This is a genomic window from Ancylomarina longa (genome assembly GCF_003996985.1).
Taxonomy (GTDB): Bacteria; Bacteroidota; Bacteroidia; order Bacteroidales; family Marinifilaceae; genus Ancylomarina_A; species Ancylomarina_A longa.
Genome location: NZ_RJJX01000001.1, coordinates 423,312 through 440,367 on the forward strand (window position 1 = coordinate 423,312; position 17,056 = coordinate 440,367).

Consider the following 17,056-nt stretch of genomic DNA (forward strand, 5'->3'; position numbering starts at 1 on the left):
GAAACAGAATTCCGCTAAAAGTGGGGAATTTAAAGAATTATCCACTACAAGCATTCCTCCTCTAAAATTTTAAAAGCTAATTCTTATTTGGATTTAAATCAAACTATTCATGAAAATGCCATAGCAGAGATATGTGTATGAAAATGTTATTATTTTAGAAGCTTGTAAATACAAATGGGATGGCCAATTTCCCTTTTTTATAAATAGGACTTGGGATTGTATCTTACTCGAGATTAATAGTCGCTAATTATAATTGAATAAAGATATTCAGGCCGCCCATTGGATTTACATTCCACCTTTTCTAAATTCAATACCCAACAGCTCTGCTATCAGCATGTCTTAAAGTATCAGCAACACCAATATAGGCACCGCTTGATTCTATCATTATATTTGCCATCATTCCTATTTTGGGCACTTCTTTAATAATATGACCCATTTGTTCAAGTTGCTTTCTGATACTATCCGAAAGTAAATTGGGCTCTACATACACTTCGTCTGGTAAACATTGAGAATGAAAACGCAGTGCATTTACAATCTGTTGAGGATTCATTTTAAAGTCGACTGCGTTGATGATATTCTGAAATACGGAAGTAATGATGGTAGACCCTCCGGGAGATCCCAAAATCATATACAATTTATTGTTTTTCTCCAGGATAGTAGGCGACATACTACTCAACATCCTTTTCTCGGGCTGAATGGCATTTGCTTTGCCCCCAATTAAACCAAATTGATTGGGAACACCAGGTTTTGCACTAAAATCGTCCATTTCGTTATTTAAAAAGAAACCACCGCCCTGCACCACCAGCTTACTTCCATAGTTTCCATTTAGCGTGGTAGTAATCGCAATAGCATTGCCATCCTTATCTACAATAGAGAAATGAGTAGTTTCGAAGCTTTCGATCAAATCTACTGCTCCATCCATCACTTCCCGCGAATCGGTTTTCCGATTCATTTGAATATCTGCAAAACGCTTTTTTAAATAGGAAGTGCTGATTAATTCTTTAACAGGAACCGGATAAAAATCGCCATCACCAAGGTATTTTGCCCGATCGGCAAACACTCTGCGTTCCAGCTCTACTAACAAATGAATATATCTCGCTGAAGCAAAACCAAGTTTTTGAATTGGGTATTCCTGTGCCCCTTTAAGCAATTGAATTAAGGCAATTCCTCCGCTTGATGGAGGCGGCATACCTATCACCTTACAATCCCGATAGTTTCCTGTTAAGGGAGTACGCCATACAGCTCTATAATCTTTTAAATCCTGAGCAGTTATCAAACCATTGTTCTGTTGCATTTCGTCAATGATAAATTTCGCTATAGCCCCATCGTAAAACCCTTTTCTACCCTGCTTTTGAATTCGTATCAATGTTGCTGCCAATTCAGGATTCTTTAAGGTATCTCCCGTAGCAAAAGCTTCACTTTTTTGGTAAGGATTATTCTCATACCCTCCGTTAATTAATTCAATTTGATTTTTATAATTATTTAATTTAGCAGCTTCTAACCTGGTTAACACAACACCTTCTTTCGCAAATTTAATGGCAGGTTCAAGCAGAGCAGACCAATTTAATTTTCCATATTTTTGATGCAAACGCACCATTCCATCTACCGAGCCAGGCACTCCAACTGCCAAATATCCCAATTGACTCAAACCAGGAATCACATTACCTTCCTTGTCTTGATACATATTTTTCGTGGCAGCTTTTGGTGCTTTTTCTCTAAAATCGAGCGCGTTGTATTCTCCATTAGCAGTTCGGATTAGGGCAAATCCACCACCGGCAATATTGCCAGCTCTCGGATAAACTACTGCTAAAGTAAATTGAACGGCAACGGCAGCATCAAAAGCATTCCCTCCTTCTTTCAAAATTTCCACGCCTACTTCACTGGCAAGAAAATGGGCTGTTACAACCATTCCCTTATCTGAATGCTTCCCTATATTATTGATCTGACAGGAAGAGGAAATCACAAAAAAAACAACGAAGAATATTAGTAAGTGATTTTTAATATGCATTACGCAATTATTTAGGATTAAAGCTTAAAGATAATTGAATTGAGACAGTCTGAGAATAGAATCGGAGGAGAAACGGGATTAATTCCCGTTTCGTCCTTCCACACCACCCTACGTACCGTTCAGTATATGGGCGGTTCCTTAATTTACACCATTTCTCCGATAATAATCCGTAAAGAAGATGTATCCTGCTTGCTTTAGACGGTTATTGGTAGTGTAGCTCGCTACCTCTCTACTATTCCTCCCTTTTTTATTTTGTAATTAGCAATTAAATATTAGTTGTTTGTATTTGTAGGTATTAGGCTTTGTGATAGGAGCAATAGGGTTCTGTATCGAAATGCTTCGCTTATTTACCAAAGCATTTGGCTTAACTAACCGAAACGTTGGACTTAGGAAGCGAAATTATGCAGTTCTTAGCCTACTCAGAGTGGTTGATAAACGTAAAATTTTAGGTTCCGAACCTCAAAATTAGGCTAACAAACCACAACGAAAGCTTAGGGAACGGAAAGGGAAGTATAACGAACCTAAACAGAACGGTCGGTAACCTATAATTTGGGGTTTCGTACCTAAACGGCGGGGTTAGGGAACGTAAAATTTTAGGTTCTGAACCTCAAAATTAGGGCAACAAACCACAACGAAAGCTTAGGGAACGGAAAGGGAAGTATAACAAACCTAAACAGAAGGGTATATTCATGGAACTGTGTCTGACCATTTTTATTTCAGCTCATCTGTGAGATCTCCCGTGGTAAGACCAATAACTTTCATTCCATGTACCCGCATCATTTACACCCCGATTTTCCTGTAGTTTTGATCTTTGCTTTGTTGGCAAACTCATCCCATCAGATATGCCTGATGATATTCGTATTCCTCGAATCGGGAACTTGCCGCCAGACTTCGGCATTAGATTTATCGAATGCTTCCTTCAAGATTCCACCTCACGATGGACAGCCTGCTTTGAGCTAATATTTGGTTACTACAACCCCTCACACCTAGTTTATTACCATGCACGATACACCTAAAAAAAGCTGTTGCATTTTGCAACAGCTTCCTTGTGTATATTATAAGGTTTACTACAAACTATTAATTAAAAATATAACGTATTCCGATTTGTAACTGCCATTTTGAATTAACGGTTACATCATCAATGTAAGATTTTTTCAAGTTTGGATCGAATTGCAACCATGGAGTACCATTATTGTCCACGCCATTCACTGTGATAGGATTGTTCGTTGTTGCAAACTGACGAACTCCCCAATTAGAGCTTATCATATTTCCAAAATTCAATATATCAACAGAGAATTGGAAAGTATTTTGCTTGCCATGAATATCCAAATTAAAATCCTGCATAAAACGAAGATCCATTTGACCATACCAAGGTAACATTGCTCCATTACGCTGTGCATACTTTCCTCTTCGATCGCTTAAATGATCATCCTGACTAATAAATGCATCCAAAGCAGACCATTGCTGAGCAGCATCTGCAGCAACAACACCCAAACCATCGACAACGGTACCAAAATGAATATCACTGGAGTTTTCAGGAACATAAACCAAGTCGTTATTGGAGATTGCATCATTATTCACATCACCGGCATAAGTATAGGAATAACGATTTCCTTTTCCAGCCTCGTAGAACATAGCAAATGAAGATGCCATTTTACCATACTTCACTTTGTACATCACAGAAGAAATAATTCTGTGTTGTAAACCATATCTGGACCATGAGTAGGCAGGCATGTTAGGATTTCCTACAACAGGATTTCTTTGAAAAGCATCCGCTGCAATCTCGGCTGGAATGGAAGTTAAATCTTTTGCACTTAAATAAGTATATGCAATATCAGCAGACAATCCTGAATTCCATTTCTTTGCTAATTTAGCTGTTGCTGTAAACTGATAACCTTTTTTAGTATTATCCATCACGATAGCTCCTGCTTCCAAAAAAGCTTCTGATCCAGCCGAAGCTGAATAAATATTTTGCTCGTTAAAACCTGCAAAACGTGCACGTGTATCACCTGTCCCAGATAATTGTCCGGATGGTGGCAACATGTTATAGTTTCTGTGAACTACTGCATTTACATCCTTTGAATAAATTCCTTCTACTGTTGCTAGCCATCCATGTCCAAATTTCACATCCATTGCAAGATTGTTTTTCCATACTTGTGGAAATTTGAAATCCTTAGAAGTGGCATTCAACTGAAATTCGTAGCCAGCATCGATACGAGCATTCGTGGATTGATTCCCTAACCAAACAAAAGGAATACGACCGGTAAAAATACCAGAACCACCTCGTAATTGCATGGTATTATCACCTTTCACATCCCAGTTAAAACCGAATCGAGGCGACCACATTATTTTTGCATCGGGCCAGGTAGCTGGATCTAATTTAACAGAGTTTCCATTCTCATTTACCCAACCATCAAAGTTTTTACCACGATCGGTTGCTTCATCCTGAGGTATATCATTATAATATTTAGGAACATCCAAACGTAAACCAAAAGTTAATTTCAAATCATCATTTACCTGAAATTCATCTTGAGCATAAAATGCGATTTGAGCAACATCAACATCCGACCATGCGAATGGATTTTTTTGTGCATCGGTAACATCCTGATTTAAATCGCCTGTTGGATTTCCCACAAAATACGCGAAATTATCATCCAAAAAGTCCTGAACACTAAATGCAGTGATCCATGGATAATAGAAAAGATTAAAAGAATTTTCAAATTTGAAACGCTCATAGTTAAAACCCAAAGTAAACGTGTGACGATCGGCATAGTATGTCAAATTATCTGACACCTGAATTACATCCTGATTCAATCTGTTGTTGGTTGAGAACATTTCTGAACCAGCAGTAATTGCAATATTACCATTCTGATCCAGGATATCAACAACAGGAAATGGAGTAGAATGAGGATTACGCTTATCGCGGAAAGCAGTATAACCTGCCATAAATTTATTGGCTAATTTACTTGAGAACATAGAATGTAGTTCTCCAACTACCGAATGAATTTTATTAAAAATACGGTAAGACGAATTTTCGAATGGCAATCTAAAACTTGTTGGACCTCTTCCAAGTACTGCTTCTGGGTGAGGAAGGATATCTCTGTAGGCATCCAACATATTATAACGCAAAACAAAATTGTGCTTTGGAGATAAGTTCGCATCCAATTTGATCAAAAACTTATTATTGGAAGTTTTGTGATTATAATTCTGATAAGCTCCTGTATCGTATCCCCAACGTTCCATAAAATGTTGCTGTACAGCTTTAATATCAGCTTCGGCCACACTGGTTGTATTTGAATTACCAGTATTAGTACCATTATCTGCTACAAAACCATGTGCTTGCTGGTCTCTTCTTTCCTGCTCATAGTTAACGAAGAAAAACAATTTATTTTTGATGATTGGACCACCAAGACTAACACCGTATTGCTTAGTACTAAAGTCAAGGTTTTTCACGGTTAAACCATTTACTTTATTACCAATCATATTCTCGTTACGGAAAAAGTAGTAGGTAGAACCTTTAAATTGATTGGTTCCTGATTTTGTAACCGCATTTACACCCGCTCCGGTAAAACCACCTTCACGAACATCAAAGGGAGCCAATGAAACTTGAATCTGATCAATTGCATCCAATGATACTGGTTGAGCATCAGCCTGTCCTCCTGGAGTTGCAACATCCAATCCAAATGAGTTGTTGAAGATAGATCCGTCTAAAGAGAAGTTGTTGTATAGATTGTTACGACCACCAAAACTGTTTCCATCAGATTCAGGAGTTAATCTGGTCATATCTGCCTGACTTCTGGAAATTGTAGGCAAAGCAACAATTTTCTCCCGATCTACACTGGTTTGTGCGCCGGTTCGATTCTGACTGATTACATCATTTTTATCGTAAACAATAGTAATCTCGTCAATCTGAACATTATCCTCGTTAAGAACCAAATTGATCTCTGCAGATTTATTCAACAGCAAATAGATGTTTTCCTGTTTGGTTTCCTTGTAACCAATAAATGTTACTGTAACAGTATATGGTCCGCCAACCTTCATGTTTCGGATATCAAAACGCCCATCTTCCTGTGTAATGGTTCCGTATTGAGTTCCAGTTGGTGTATGAGTGGCTACAACAGTTGCTGCAAAAACAGGTTCATTTTTACTATCAACTATTTTTCCATTCATTGAAGAGGTGGTTACCCCTTGTGAAAATGCATTTGGCAAACATGTCGCCATTGCAGTAATCAGAAATAGCAATTTTAATTTATTCATATTCAACTAAGATTAGATTATATAATTAGGTAAGTGTAAAAATACAAAAAGCTCTCGACAATAAAGAGCTTCACACCTTATGCTTATGGACTTAGAGGTGTTTGAAAACAATAATCCGACAACATATTACCCGACACTTAACCATCTGCAATAAAGTTTGAATGTTAAAATTTGTTAAAGGAATCGAGCCTTCCGAAACATGTTGCTTAACATACTTTCATACCGAATATCAAATTTTATCATCAATTATTATTTTTTAATTTTTTTTTAAATTTCATCCTATTTTATATTCTCCGTAGCGAAATACTTCCCTAACTCATCAAAAAAACTTACTTTCACTTTTATTTGAGGACCAAATAATACTGAAGCAAATTCCAATTAAATAATCAATACTACCTATGAAGAGCTTTAATCAATTTCTTAATTATCCAATAATTTCTTCAAAAACGATCAGCATCAGCCCATACCATCTACTCATTATTATCGCGCTATTATTCACCACTATCATCACGCTACGAATCGTAAAAAAAGTATTCAAACGACTCACAGAAGAAAAAAAGATGGATCAGGGAAGTGGAGCTTCAATTTACCAGATTGTCAAATACATTATTTGGGTATCGGTAATTGCATTTAGTCTGGAAACAATTGGTATTCATCTCACGCTGCTTATTGCCAGTTCTGCAGCATTGTTAGTTGGATTTGGTCTTGGTATTCAACAGATTTTTCACGACATCGCCTCTGGAATCATCCTCTTATTTGAACGAAACTTATTAGTAAACGATATTATTGAATTGGAGAACGAGATTATTGGTAAAGTATCTGAAATAGGACTTCGAACTTCTAAAATTGTTACCAGAGATAACATCATCATGATTATTCCTAACTCCAAATTAATAAGCGATAATGTTATCAATTGGAGTCACAATGAAGAAATCACAAGGTTTTATGTTGAAATAGGCGTGGCATATAGTTCGAATGTAGAGCTGGTTGAGAAAATACTCCTGGAGGTAGCAAATAATCATGCCGAAATTTCTAAACGAAGAAATGCCTTTGTGAATTTCCGCAATTTCGGTGACTCATCACTAGATTTCCGTTTGTATTTCTGGACAAAAAAGAATTTCCGGGTGGAATTTATAAAAAGTGATCTTCGGTTCGGAATCAATAAAGCATTTGCAAAAAATAATATTAGTATTCCTTTCCCACAAAGAGATATTCATATTAAATCGGAGACTTTATAGCTCAGCATCCTATAATCTCCGCTATTATTCACTCCAAAGCTTACTTTCCTGATTGATATACCAAATTTTTCCGGAATTGCCCTTTAAATATGCCAAGAACTGTTTTTTGGTAATTTCTATTTGTCCCTGAAAACCAGGTTTTATCTCAACAGAATAGTAACCTTTTTCTGCAAAATATTTTTTTTCTTGCTGATAGATACGAATCAAAGTTATTTTTGTGATATAATCTTCATCGGGGATAAACATTTCGGTATCCTCTCCAACAATTTTATCTGAAAATTGCACATATCCCCAGGTTTCCGGCTGATGCATTGCAATTACGCCCTGTGGCGACCACACCCAATTATGCTCAGGAAGAGTTTTCCTGGTTTTGGGGTCTTTCTTTTTTTGATAATTGCCATCAACTACCTCAACATCCCAATTCACACGCGAAAAATTCACTCTCCATTGCTCTCCTGATAATGGTTTACGTTGCCCGGGAGCACACTCTTTCAATACCTTCCAGGGAAAAGCTATTTCAACAGTCCATTTTTCATCTGCATTGGAAGAATCATTAATACTTCCATAAATTTTCACCGCCGATTTTAATCCTTTTATATCCCATGCATTAATAGCAGGTGCCCCATCCCGATAAGGTTTTGCCAATAATAAATCCCAAATGGTATTTAAAGCATTCATCTCAAATTCGTAATACAAATGATTATCACCCTGCGGATCAATAAACACCTCAAAATCGTTATCATGAAATATTACAGCATCGCGTTGATTCAATTTTGCCCAAATATGTGGTTCCTGTAATTCCGCTGCGACATAAAAATAATCCTCATCCCACAACATTTTTACTCTTGTATGGTATGTAGGCAATGGCTTCTTATCTCCCTCTATATCCACAAAATTATGACTCCATTCTGCTTTTGCCCAGTCTGATTCCGAAACTGCCCCATCTACCGTAATTGACTCCGATGTTTTGTAGCAGACATAAGATTCTGGATGTTTTTGAGCAAATATAGAAACAGGTAAAACAAATAAGAAAAGAAATGTGAAAATATCCTTCATAAGTATATGATTTATTTAATAATCTAATTATACATTAATTACGACAGATATCGCAATTATTCTTTTACTACCTTTTATCCTACAAGCAAACGAATTTTCACTGTTTTTCTTGATGAAAAAAGTAAACAAAAAAATTTACTGCTTCCTCACACATGCCTACTCCGGATCGCCCAAATTTTTCATTCCTTCACGCTTCCCTGACAGTGTTAAAATTCAACTTCTATAGAAACTTTCGAGAACTTAACTTGATTTAAATTTTAACCACGAAGCTAAGGAATAAATTTGGCTATTTTATACATGCAACCCAATCAGAGCTTACAATACAACGTGTTTTACTGCTCCAACATCTTCTACTAATCAGGTTTAGTTACAATCTTAAAAAAAATCAAAATTTAATTCTTAAACACTAAGTAGAGTTCAACTATTAAAATAAATCATTTTACAGTTTCGCAGAACACTTCACCTTATATTGTCGCAAATTATGATGATACACTTAAATAAATTAATAGCAAGCAAAGGTTTAAAGTACATCTTTAAGCCAGATTAGTAATGATAGAATTTCAGACTTGGCAACAAGCTATTTTCCAAAGCAGCTTAAACTTGTTATGTAACACAATTTAAACATTTCGTTGTCTGATAAAATTTGTAGATTTGCTCGTGGCATAAATTTGTTTTTATGGTGACTATAAATTAACAATGAACAGATTTTAAAGAATGATTAAGGATACATCTGAACAATTGTATCCTTAAATTATTTAATTCACACTAAGTTTCACACAACAACCTAATATAATTATATGAGATTCTTTTACACAATGTTCCTGTTAAATTTCATTACTGTTTTAGGGACTTCTCAAACAGTAAAGGTTATAGATAAAACCAATATACAACCAATTGAAAATGTATATATTTTCAGTAACAACAAATCAATGTTAACAAATAAAAAAGGGGAAGCAGATATAAGTGCTTTTGGAAATAATGAAATACTGATCTTCCAGCATTCTTCTTTTGAAAATGATACAATTAGTTATGAAAATTTAAAGCGTGCAAATTTCAAAATAAAACTATCAGAAAGTATTCTAAAACTAAACGAAGTTATTGTTTCAGCTAATCGTTGGGAACAAAACAAAAAAGAAGTTCCCAATAAGATAGCAACAATTTCAACCAAAGAAATAAAATTTACAAATCCACAAACCACAGCAGATTTACTGGGCACATCAAATGAAGTTTTTATTCAAAAAAGTCAGATGGGAGGTGGTAGTCCGATGATAAGAGGATTTGCAACCAACAGAATTTTAATTGTTGTTGATGGTGTAAGAATGAATAATGCAATTTACCGAAGTGGAAATTTACAAAACATTATTTCGTTGGATGCAAATAGTATTGAAAATGCCGAAGTAATTTTCGGACCGGGCTCAGTTATTTACGGTAGCGATGCAATTGGAGGAGTTATGGATTTTCATACTCTACGACCTAAATTAACAACCACAGATAAATTGGATTTTACAGCAAATGCACTAAGCAGATATTCATCAGCAAATAATGAAAAAACAGGGCATCTCAACTTTAATTTTGGTACTGAAAAGTGGAGTTTCTTATCAAGCATCACACATAGTAATTTTGGTGATTTAAAAATGGGAAGTAAAGGAAATCATGAATATGTACGTCCAGAATATGTTACCAGGATAAACGGGCAAGACTATATCATGAAAAACGATAATGAAAACATACAAAAATACTCCGGTTACAATCAGATGAATGTGATGCAAAAAATCAGATTCAGACCAAATGAAAAACTGGATATTAATTATGGATTTCATTGCTCCAAATTATCAGATGTGCCACGATACGACAGGCTGATACAATACAAAAAAGGAAAGCTTAAATATGCCAACTGGTATTATGGTCCGCAAAAATGGATGATGAATATTCTGAATGTGAAATATTCTAATTCTACAAAACTATTTGATGAGGCAAAATTAATTATTGCTTATCAGAATTATGAAGAAAGCAGACATGACCGAAAATTTGGTAAAGATGAAATAAGAGAAAGAACCGAAAAAGTAAAAGCCTTTTCGGCAAATCTTGACTTTGATAAACAACTGAACCAAAAAAGCTTTTTATTCTATGGTCTTGAAGCTGTTACAAACAAAGTAAATTCATCCGGACAAAAAAGAAATATTGAAACAAAAGAAATTACACCTCATGCAAGCAGATATCCCGATGATTCAAATTATACATCTTATGCAGGCTATTTGAATTACAAAAATAATCTGAATACAAAAATGACTTTTATTGCAGGCATTAGATATAGCCGAATTTTATTAGATGCTGATTTTGACACTACTTTTTACAAATTTTCATTCAATAAAATAAGCATCAATACAGGAGCACTAAATGGTAGTATTGGTCTTGTTTTCAGACCAAATAAAAGCTGGCAATTTAATCTAAATACTTCTACTGGATTTAGAGCACCAAATATTGATGATATAGGGAAAACATTTGATTCCGAACCAGGTAATGTTGTTGTGCCTAATAAAGATTTAAATTCGGAATATGCATATAATATAGATTTTGGAATAATTAAAACTATAAATGATAAAATCCAGATTGAAGCAACAGGATTTTATACTCTGTTGAAAGATGCCATGGTACGACGTAATTTTACTTTTGACGGTCAGGATTCAATTATGTACGATGGTGAATTAAGTAGAGTACAAGCACTTGTTAATGCTGATAAAGCAAAAGTTTACGGAATACAATTGGGTTTATATGCTGATATTATTAAATATTTATCTTTTAAGACAAATCTAACATATACCAAAGGTGAAGATCAGGATGGAGTGCCATTAAGACATGTTGCTCCATTATTTGGCAGTACACACATCATATTAAAAGCTGAAAAAATAAAAGCTGATTTATATGCAAACTATAATGGTAAAATATCTAATGAAAATTTAGCTCCTTCGGAACAAAACAAAACCTATATGTATGCCACAAACAGTGAAGGAAAACCATATTCTCCCTCATGGTTTACTTTAAACTTAAAAGCCAGTTATCAGTTAAATAAACTTTTACAGGTAAATGCAGGAATCGAAAATATTTCAGATAAGCGTTATCGTCCTTATTCATCAGGAATTGCTGCTCCCGGAAGAAATTTTATTTTAGGATTAAGAGGAAGTTTTTAAACCATAAAAACAGGATAACGAACTTATCCCATCTTTCGCTAAACTTGAAAAATTATCCTGGGAAAATATTTGTAAATAAGCAATTAAACCGGATAGGTTTTGAAAACCTATCCGGTTTATATAGAAATACTCTCATCTCCATTCGTCGAAAATATTTTTACAATGCAAATATTAACTCAATTTATGACGCTGTTTCAAAACATCAATAACTTGTTCCAGCCTATACTCTTTTGCAGATAAAAGAACCAAATAGTGAAAAAGTAAATCAGCAGCCTCTCCCATAAATAATTCCTGATTGTCGTCTTTTGCTTCGATCACTAACTCAACGGCCTCTTCCCCAACTTTTTGAGCAATCTTATTAATTCCCTTCTGAAACAAACTGGCAGTATAAGACTTTTCGGAAAGATTCTTTTTTCGCTCCGTAATCACCTGCTGTAATTGCAAAAGAAAGTCAATATTTCCAGCTCTATTCTCCTCTGCCCAGCAAGTGTCTGTTCCCTTATGGCAAACCGGTCCTACCGGATCTACCTTCACAAGCAAAGTATCCTTATCACAATCCAAACTCAGGTCTTTCAGGTTTAAAAAATTCCCACTTTCCTCCCCTTTGGTCCAAAGCCTCTGTTTACTCCGACTAAAAAAAGTCACTTTTCCTGTTTCGATGGTTTTTTCATAGGATTCTTTATTCATATATCCCAACATTAAAACCTTTTGTGTTTTCACATCTTGTATAATTGCGGGAACCAATCCTTCTCCTTTTTCAAAATCAATTTGGTTTGTTAATTCTTTAAAATTCATAATTTTTGATATAAAATGTGAGACATGGGATTACAGAAAATTGCAAAAGAAAAAAATCAAGTTTGTGATCTTTCTAAGACAATTAGCATTCAACCCTTCTCACCTATTAATTTTTGTGGTTTGTTAAATTCTTATTGGTATTCCTTTGTCTTTTAGAAATGTTTTCAAATCAGGAATTTCAATTTCCTTAAAATGAAAAACACTTGCTGCAAGCGCCGCATCTGCTTTTCCTTCGGTGAAAGTGTCCGCAAAATGCTGCCTATTCCCAGCTCCGCCAGATGCTATTATCGGTATATTTACCATTTCGGATATTTGTGCCAGAGTTTCATTGGCAAATCCATTTTTAGTTCCGTCGTGATTCATAGAAGTAAATAAAATCTCGCCAGCACCAAGTTTTTCCACCTTCAAAACCCAGTCGAACAAATTGATGCCTGTTGCAATTCTCCCGCCATTTAAATAAACTTCCCAATCACCATCGGTACATTTTGCATCAATTGCCACAACTACACACTGACTTCCAAAACGAGAAGCCAATTCCGATATGAGATTTGGATTTCGCACTGCGGAAGAATTAATAGAGACCTTATCAGCTCCTGCATTCAAAAGCACTCCTACATCAGCAATAGTGGAAATTCCTCCACCAACGGTAAATGGAATATTTAATTCCCTAGCCACTTTCTGAACCAGTTCTACCAGTGTTTTTCTTTTTTCGTGTGTTGCGGTAATATCTAGAAATACCAATTCATCAGCACCCTGATCGGCATAGTATGAGGCCAACTCTACTGCATCACCAGCATCCCGAAGATCAACAAAGTTGACTCCTTTCACTGTTCGCCCATCTTTCACATCCAGACATGGTATAATACGTTTTGCTAACATCTCTACAGTATAAATTCTTGAACCAATTCCTTAACTTCTATTCTCTTCTCGTAAATGGCCTTGCCAATAATCACACCCCAACATCCAATTTCATTCAGGATACGCACGTCATCAATCTCTCCAACGCCACCACTGGCTACTAATTCCAAATTAGGAAACTCTTTTATTATTCCACGATATAAATCAATTGCAGGACCTTGTAACATACCATCCTTCGATATATCTGTACATATGATACGCTTTATTCCCTTGGCTTGATATTTTTCCAAAAAACGATACAAATGATAATCAGAATCTTTCTTCCATCCTGAAATAGAAATCATTTCATTGCGAACATCAGCACCTAGAATAATTTTTTCTGGTCCATATTGATCCAACCATCGTTCGAACAATTCTGGATTTGATACGGCTACACTTCCTCCTGTTACCTGAGTAGCGCCAGATTGAAAAGCTAATTCTATATCTGCATCAGATTTAACACCGCCGCCAAAATCTATTTTTAAATTAGTTCCTTCAGCTACTCGTTTCAATACCGCTGCATTGCAAATATGTCCTGATTTTGCTCCTTCCAAATCCACCAAATGAAGACGAGTAATTCCGATTTTTTCAAATTCTTTAGCCACCAAAAGAGGATCTTCGTTATACACTTTTTCCGTATTGTAATCGCCTTTCGTCAAACGCACACATCGTCCCTGTATGGTATCTATAGCGGGTATTATTTTAATTTCCGTCATTTAATTTCTTCTATTTATTCCTACATATCCTCATAGATTGAGAAAGTTTTTTAAGATCTGATTACCAACTTCTCCCGATTTTTCAGGATGAAACTGACATGCGTAAAAATTATCCTTTTGCAAGGCAGCACTAAATGTTTGAATGTAATCACAATTGGCAACAGATTCTCCTGTCATCGGAACATAATAGGAATGTACAAAATAGGCAAATGCCTTTTCGGATATTCCTTTGAATAAGCCTCCTTTCAGATTAGTTAACTGATTCCAACCCATATGCGGGACTTTTCGATCTTTACTAAATCGCCTCACATGAGCTGGAAAAATCCCCATTGCTGAAGAATCTCCTTCCTCCGAACTTTCGCACATCAATTGCATTCCCAAACAAATACCCAAGACAGGTTGTTTCAGAGAAGGAATTACCATGTGCAATCCATTTTTGCGAAGCGAGTTCATCGCCCATGATGCCTCGCCAACTCCAGGAAAAATCACTTTATCAGCAGTACGAATTTCTTCCTCCTGATTGGATACAATTGGAAAAACTCCCAATCGCTCGAAAGCATACTTTACAGATTGTATATTTCCTGCATCATAATCTATAATTACAATTTTTTGATCTTTCATTCTTGTCTCTTATTTCGGAATATTCTTAAAAAGATAGAATTCTATCCTCTGAATTACCAGATAGATATCTCTAAAGTTTCCCTTTAGTACTAGGCAATTGCAAACAGTTCGCATCCCTGCGAATTGCCATTCGTATTGCCCTTGCCAACGCCTTAAAAATCGCTTCAATTTTGTGATGTTCATTTTGACCTTCTGCTTTGATATTCAAATTGCAGGAAGCTCCATCAGTAAAAGATTTAAAAAAATGAAAGAACATTTCCGTAGGCATTCCTCCGATCATCTCGCGCTTAAATTCAGCTTCCCATACCAACCAATTTCTACCTCCAAAGTCAATAGCAACCTGAGCCAGACAATCGTCCATTGGTAAACAAAATCCATATCGATCTAAGCCTAATTTACTACCCAAAGCTTTCTTGAATACTTCTCCTAAGGCGATAGCTGTATCTTCAATTGTATGATGTTCATCAACCTCTAAATCTCCATCAACTTTCACTTTTAAATTCACTCCAGCATGACGGGCAATCTGATCGAGCATATGATCGAAGGATCCAATTCCGGTATCAATATCCCCATTTCCTTCTCCATCTAAATCCAATTCAATGGATATTTTGGTTTCATTGGTATTTCTTACTAGGCTTGCCGTTCTTTCCTCTAATCGCAAGAATTCAAATATATTTTCCCAGTCACTTGTTCGTAAAACAATACAAGACTCCAGTTCCTTCTTAGATTCAGACAACTCCCCATCTCCCACTTCCCCACTTGTCGTGATAAAAATAGCCTTGGAATTTAAATTTTTTGCCAACTCCATATCCGTCCAGCGATCCCCAATCACAAAAGAGCTTTTCAGATCATACTCTTCTGTAAAATATTTCGTAAGCATTGCCGTGCCAGGTTTCCTCGTCGCAACATTATCTTCCGGAAAACTACGATCGATACATACCTCATCAAAAGAAATTCCTTCATTGGCAAAGCCTTTCATCATCTTATTATGAGCAGGCCAAAAAGTATTCTCCGGGTAAGCATAACTTCCCAATCCATCCTGATTGGTCACCATTACCAATTCAAAATCAAGTTGTTTTACAATTTTTGATAATCCCCCAAATACTCCCGGATAAAACTCTAATTTCTCCAAGCTGTCCACTTGAAAATCTACGGGCGGCTCCAAAATCAGGGTTCCATCCCGATCAATAAATAGAACTTTCTTTTTTGTTGTCATTTTCTCTAAATTTGGTATCAAAGCTTAATAAAGCTTTTTTGAGCAATCGATTTTCTTCTTTGGTTCCCACGCTAATTCTTACACACTGTTCTAAGCTTTCTATTTTTGAACGATCCCGAATCACAATCCCTTGTCTCAACAAATAATCATACAATCCGCTGGCATCCTTCACTTTTATCAAAAGAAAGTTGGCATCAGAAGAATACACTTTCTCCACAAATTCACACTTAGATAAGAAACCAAACAAACTTGTTCGTTCCTTCAATATAAGTTCTATTTGTTTTTCATAGATTTTTTCCTTTTTCAAAGCTTCCAATGCCTTTTTTTGCGTCAGACTATTCACATTATAAGGAGGCTTAATCCGATTCAGAAATTGAACAATTTCATTGGATGCCATTCCAATGCCTAAACGAATACCAGCCATTCCCCATGCCTTCGATAAGGTTTGTAAGATCACAAGATTAGGAAATTGATTCAAATATTTAGTATAGGTTTTATCTTTTGCAAAGTCGATATACGCCTCATCCACAACTACAATTCCCGAAAATTTATTTAACAATTCAAACACACGGACTTCCTCATACAAATTTGCCGTGGGATTATTCGGAGAGCAGAGAAAAAGCAATTTCGTATTTTGGTCTGTGGTATTCAGAACAAGTTGTACTTCAGGTTGAAAATCAGAATTCAATGCAGCCTTCCGAATTTCAACAGCATTAATATTTGCAGCCACCTCATACATTCCATAAGTTGGCGTACATATCACCACATTGTCTGTATTTGGCTCGCAAAAAGCTCGAAACAAAAGATCAATCACCTCATCGCTACCATTCCCCAATATCAACCGATCCGAATCAACGCTCTTTATTTCTCCAATACGTTTTTTCAATTGTCTTTGCAAAGGATCGGGATAGCGATTCACCCCATTTTCAAAAGGATTTTCATTGGCATCCAAAAACACAGAAGCCTTACCTGTAAACTCATCTCTGGCAGAAGAATAGGGAATCAAGTTCTTTACATTTTTACGAAGAAGTTTTTTTAAATCAAAATTTGATGTATCCATACGA

At 35.8% G+C, this 17,056-nt stretch carries 12 protein-coding genes; 3 read left to right on the forward strand and 9 right to left on the reverse strand.

Annotated elements, in window-relative coordinates:
• Positions 1 to 307: 307 nt before the first annotated feature.
• Positions 308 to 2,008 (reverse strand): gamma-glutamyltransferase, encoded by a 1,701-nt coding sequence (ggt, locus tag DLK05_RS01675; protein WP_209319649.1) that lies wholly within the window; start codon positions 2,006 to 2,008, stop codon positions 308 to 310.
• A gap of 39 nt (positions 2,009 to 2,047) precedes the next feature.
• Here ggt and DLK05_RS17400 point away from each other — a divergent pair, with 39 nt between their 5' ends.
• Positions 2,048 to 2,206, forward strand: coding sequence for a hypothetical protein (locus DLK05_RS17400; protein ID WP_209319650.1), 159 nt, complete (start codon positions 2,048 to 2,050; stop codon positions 2,204 to 2,206).
• Between the two features lie 879 nt (positions 2,207 to 3,085).
• Here the strand turns inward: DLK05_RS17400 and DLK05_RS01680 are convergent.
• Positions 3,086 to 6,265, reverse strand: a complete 3,180-nt coding sequence (locus DLK05_RS01680) for a TonB-dependent receptor (RefSeq protein ID WP_127342237.1) — start codon at positions 6,263 to 6,265, stop codon at positions 3,086 to 3,088.
• 398 nt (positions 6,266 to 6,663) lie between these two features.
• Here DLK05_RS01680 and DLK05_RS01685 point away from each other — a divergent pair, with 398 nt between their 5' ends.
• A complete protein-coding gene (locus DLK05_RS01685; protein WP_127342238.1) occupies positions 6,664 to 7,503 on the forward strand; it encodes a mechanosensitive ion channel family protein in 840 nt (279 codons plus the stop codon).
• A gap of 24 nt (positions 7,504 to 7,527) precedes the next feature.
• Here the strand turns inward: DLK05_RS01685 and DLK05_RS01690 are convergent, their stop codons facing one another.
• Positions 7,528 to 8,559, reverse strand: coding sequence for a carbohydrate-binding family 9-like protein (locus DLK05_RS01690; RefSeq protein ID WP_127342239.1), 1,032 nt, complete (start codon positions 8,557 to 8,559; stop codon positions 7,528 to 7,530).
• A 797-nt stretch (positions 8,560 to 9,356) separates the two neighbouring features.
• Between DLK05_RS01690 and DLK05_RS01695 the strand changes: the two genes are divergently transcribed.
• Positions 9,357 to 11,747, forward strand: a complete 2,391-nt coding sequence (locus DLK05_RS01695) for a TonB-dependent receptor (protein WP_127342240.1) — start codon at positions 9,357 to 9,359, stop codon at positions 11,745 to 11,747.
• 171 nt (positions 11,748 to 11,918) lie between these two features.
• Here DLK05_RS01695 and hisIE read toward each other — a convergent pair whose 3' ends face one another.
• The 6 genes from hisIE to hisC form a co-directional block, all read right to left on the reverse strand.
• Positions 11,919 to 12,542: a bifunctional phosphoribosyl-AMP cyclohydrolase/phosphoribosyl-ATP diphosphatase HisIE gene (gene hisIE, locus DLK05_RS01700; protein ID WP_127342241.1), complete on the reverse strand. Its 624-nt coding sequence runs from the start codon at positions 12,540 to 12,542 to the stop codon at positions 11,919 to 11,921.
• 123 nt (positions 12,543 to 12,665) lie between these two features.
• Complete coding sequence (hisF, locus tag DLK05_RS01705) at positions 12,666 to 13,421, reverse strand: imidazole glycerol phosphate synthase subunit HisF (RefSeq protein ID WP_127342242.1); 756 nt, start codon at positions 13,419 to 13,421, stop codon at positions 12,666 to 12,668.
• Between the two features lie 2 nt (positions 13,422 to 13,423).
• Entirely contained in the window at positions 13,424 to 14,155 is a 732-nt protein-coding gene (gene hisA / locus DLK05_RS01710; RefSeq protein WP_209319651.1) for a 1-(5-phosphoribosyl)-5-[(5-phosphoribosylamino)methylideneamino]imidazole-4-carboxamide isomerase, read from the reverse strand.
• Between the two features lie 30 nt (positions 14,156 to 14,185).
• Positions 14,186 to 14,776: an imidazole glycerol phosphate synthase subunit HisH gene (gene hisH, locus DLK05_RS01715; RefSeq protein WP_127342243.1), complete on the reverse strand. Its 591-nt coding sequence runs from the start codon at positions 14,774 to 14,776 to the stop codon at positions 14,186 to 14,188.
• A gap of 70 nt (positions 14,777 to 14,846) precedes the next feature.
• Positions 14,847 to 15,992, reverse strand: a complete 1,146-nt coding sequence (gene hisB, locus DLK05_RS01720) for a bifunctional histidinol-phosphatase/imidazoleglycerol-phosphate dehydratase HisB (protein ID WP_127342244.1) — start codon at positions 15,990 to 15,992, stop codon at positions 14,847 to 14,849.
• A complete protein-coding gene (hisC, locus tag DLK05_RS01725) occupies positions 15,961 to 17,052 on the reverse strand; it encodes a histidinol-phosphate transaminase (protein WP_127342245.1) in 1,092 nt (363 codons plus the stop codon). The genes hisB and hisC overlap by 32 nt, the downstream gene beginning before the upstream one ends.
• Between the last annotated feature and the right edge of the window lie 4 nt (positions 17,053 to 17,056).

Coding starts and splice junctions, on each gene's coding strand:
- hisC (WP_127342245.1), bottom strand. CDS start 17,052: ATGGATACATCAAATTTTGATTTAAAAAAACTTCTTCGTAAAAATGTA.
- DLK05_RS01690 (WP_127342239.1), bottom strand. CDS start 8,559: ATGAAGGATATTTTCACATTTCTTTTCTTATTTGTTTTACCTGTTTCT.
- hisF (WP_127342242.1), bottom strand. CDS start 13,421: ATGTTAGCAAAACGTATTATACCATGTCTGGATGTGAAAGATGGGCGA.
- hisIE (WP_127342241.1), bottom strand. CDS start 12,542: ATGAATTTTAAAGAATTAACAAACCAAATTGATTTTGAAAAAGGAGAA.
- DLK05_RS01695 (WP_127342240.1), top strand. CDS start 9,357: ATGAGATTCTTTTACACAATGTTCCTGTTAAATTTCATTACTGTTTTA.
- DLK05_RS01685 (WP_127342238.1), top strand. CDS start 6,664: ATGAAGAGCTTTAATCAATTTCTTAATTATCCAATAATTTCTTCAAAA.
- hisB (WP_127342244.1), bottom strand. CDS start 15,992: ATGACAACAAAAAAGAAAGTTCTATTTATTGATCGGGATGGAACCCTG.
- hisH (WP_127342243.1), bottom strand. CDS start 14,776: ATGAAAGATCAAAAAATTGTAATTATAGATTATGATGCAGGAAATATA.
- hisA (WP_209319651.1), bottom strand. CDS start 14,155: ATGACGGAAATTAAAATAATACCCGCTATAGATACCATACAGGGACGA.
- DLK05_RS01680 (WP_127342237.1), bottom strand. CDS start 6,265: ATGAATAAATTAAAATTGCTATTTCTGATTACTGCAATGGCGACATGT.
- ggt (WP_209319649.1), bottom strand. CDS start 2,008: ATGCATATTAAAAATCACTTACTAATATTCTTCGTTGTTTTTTTTGTG.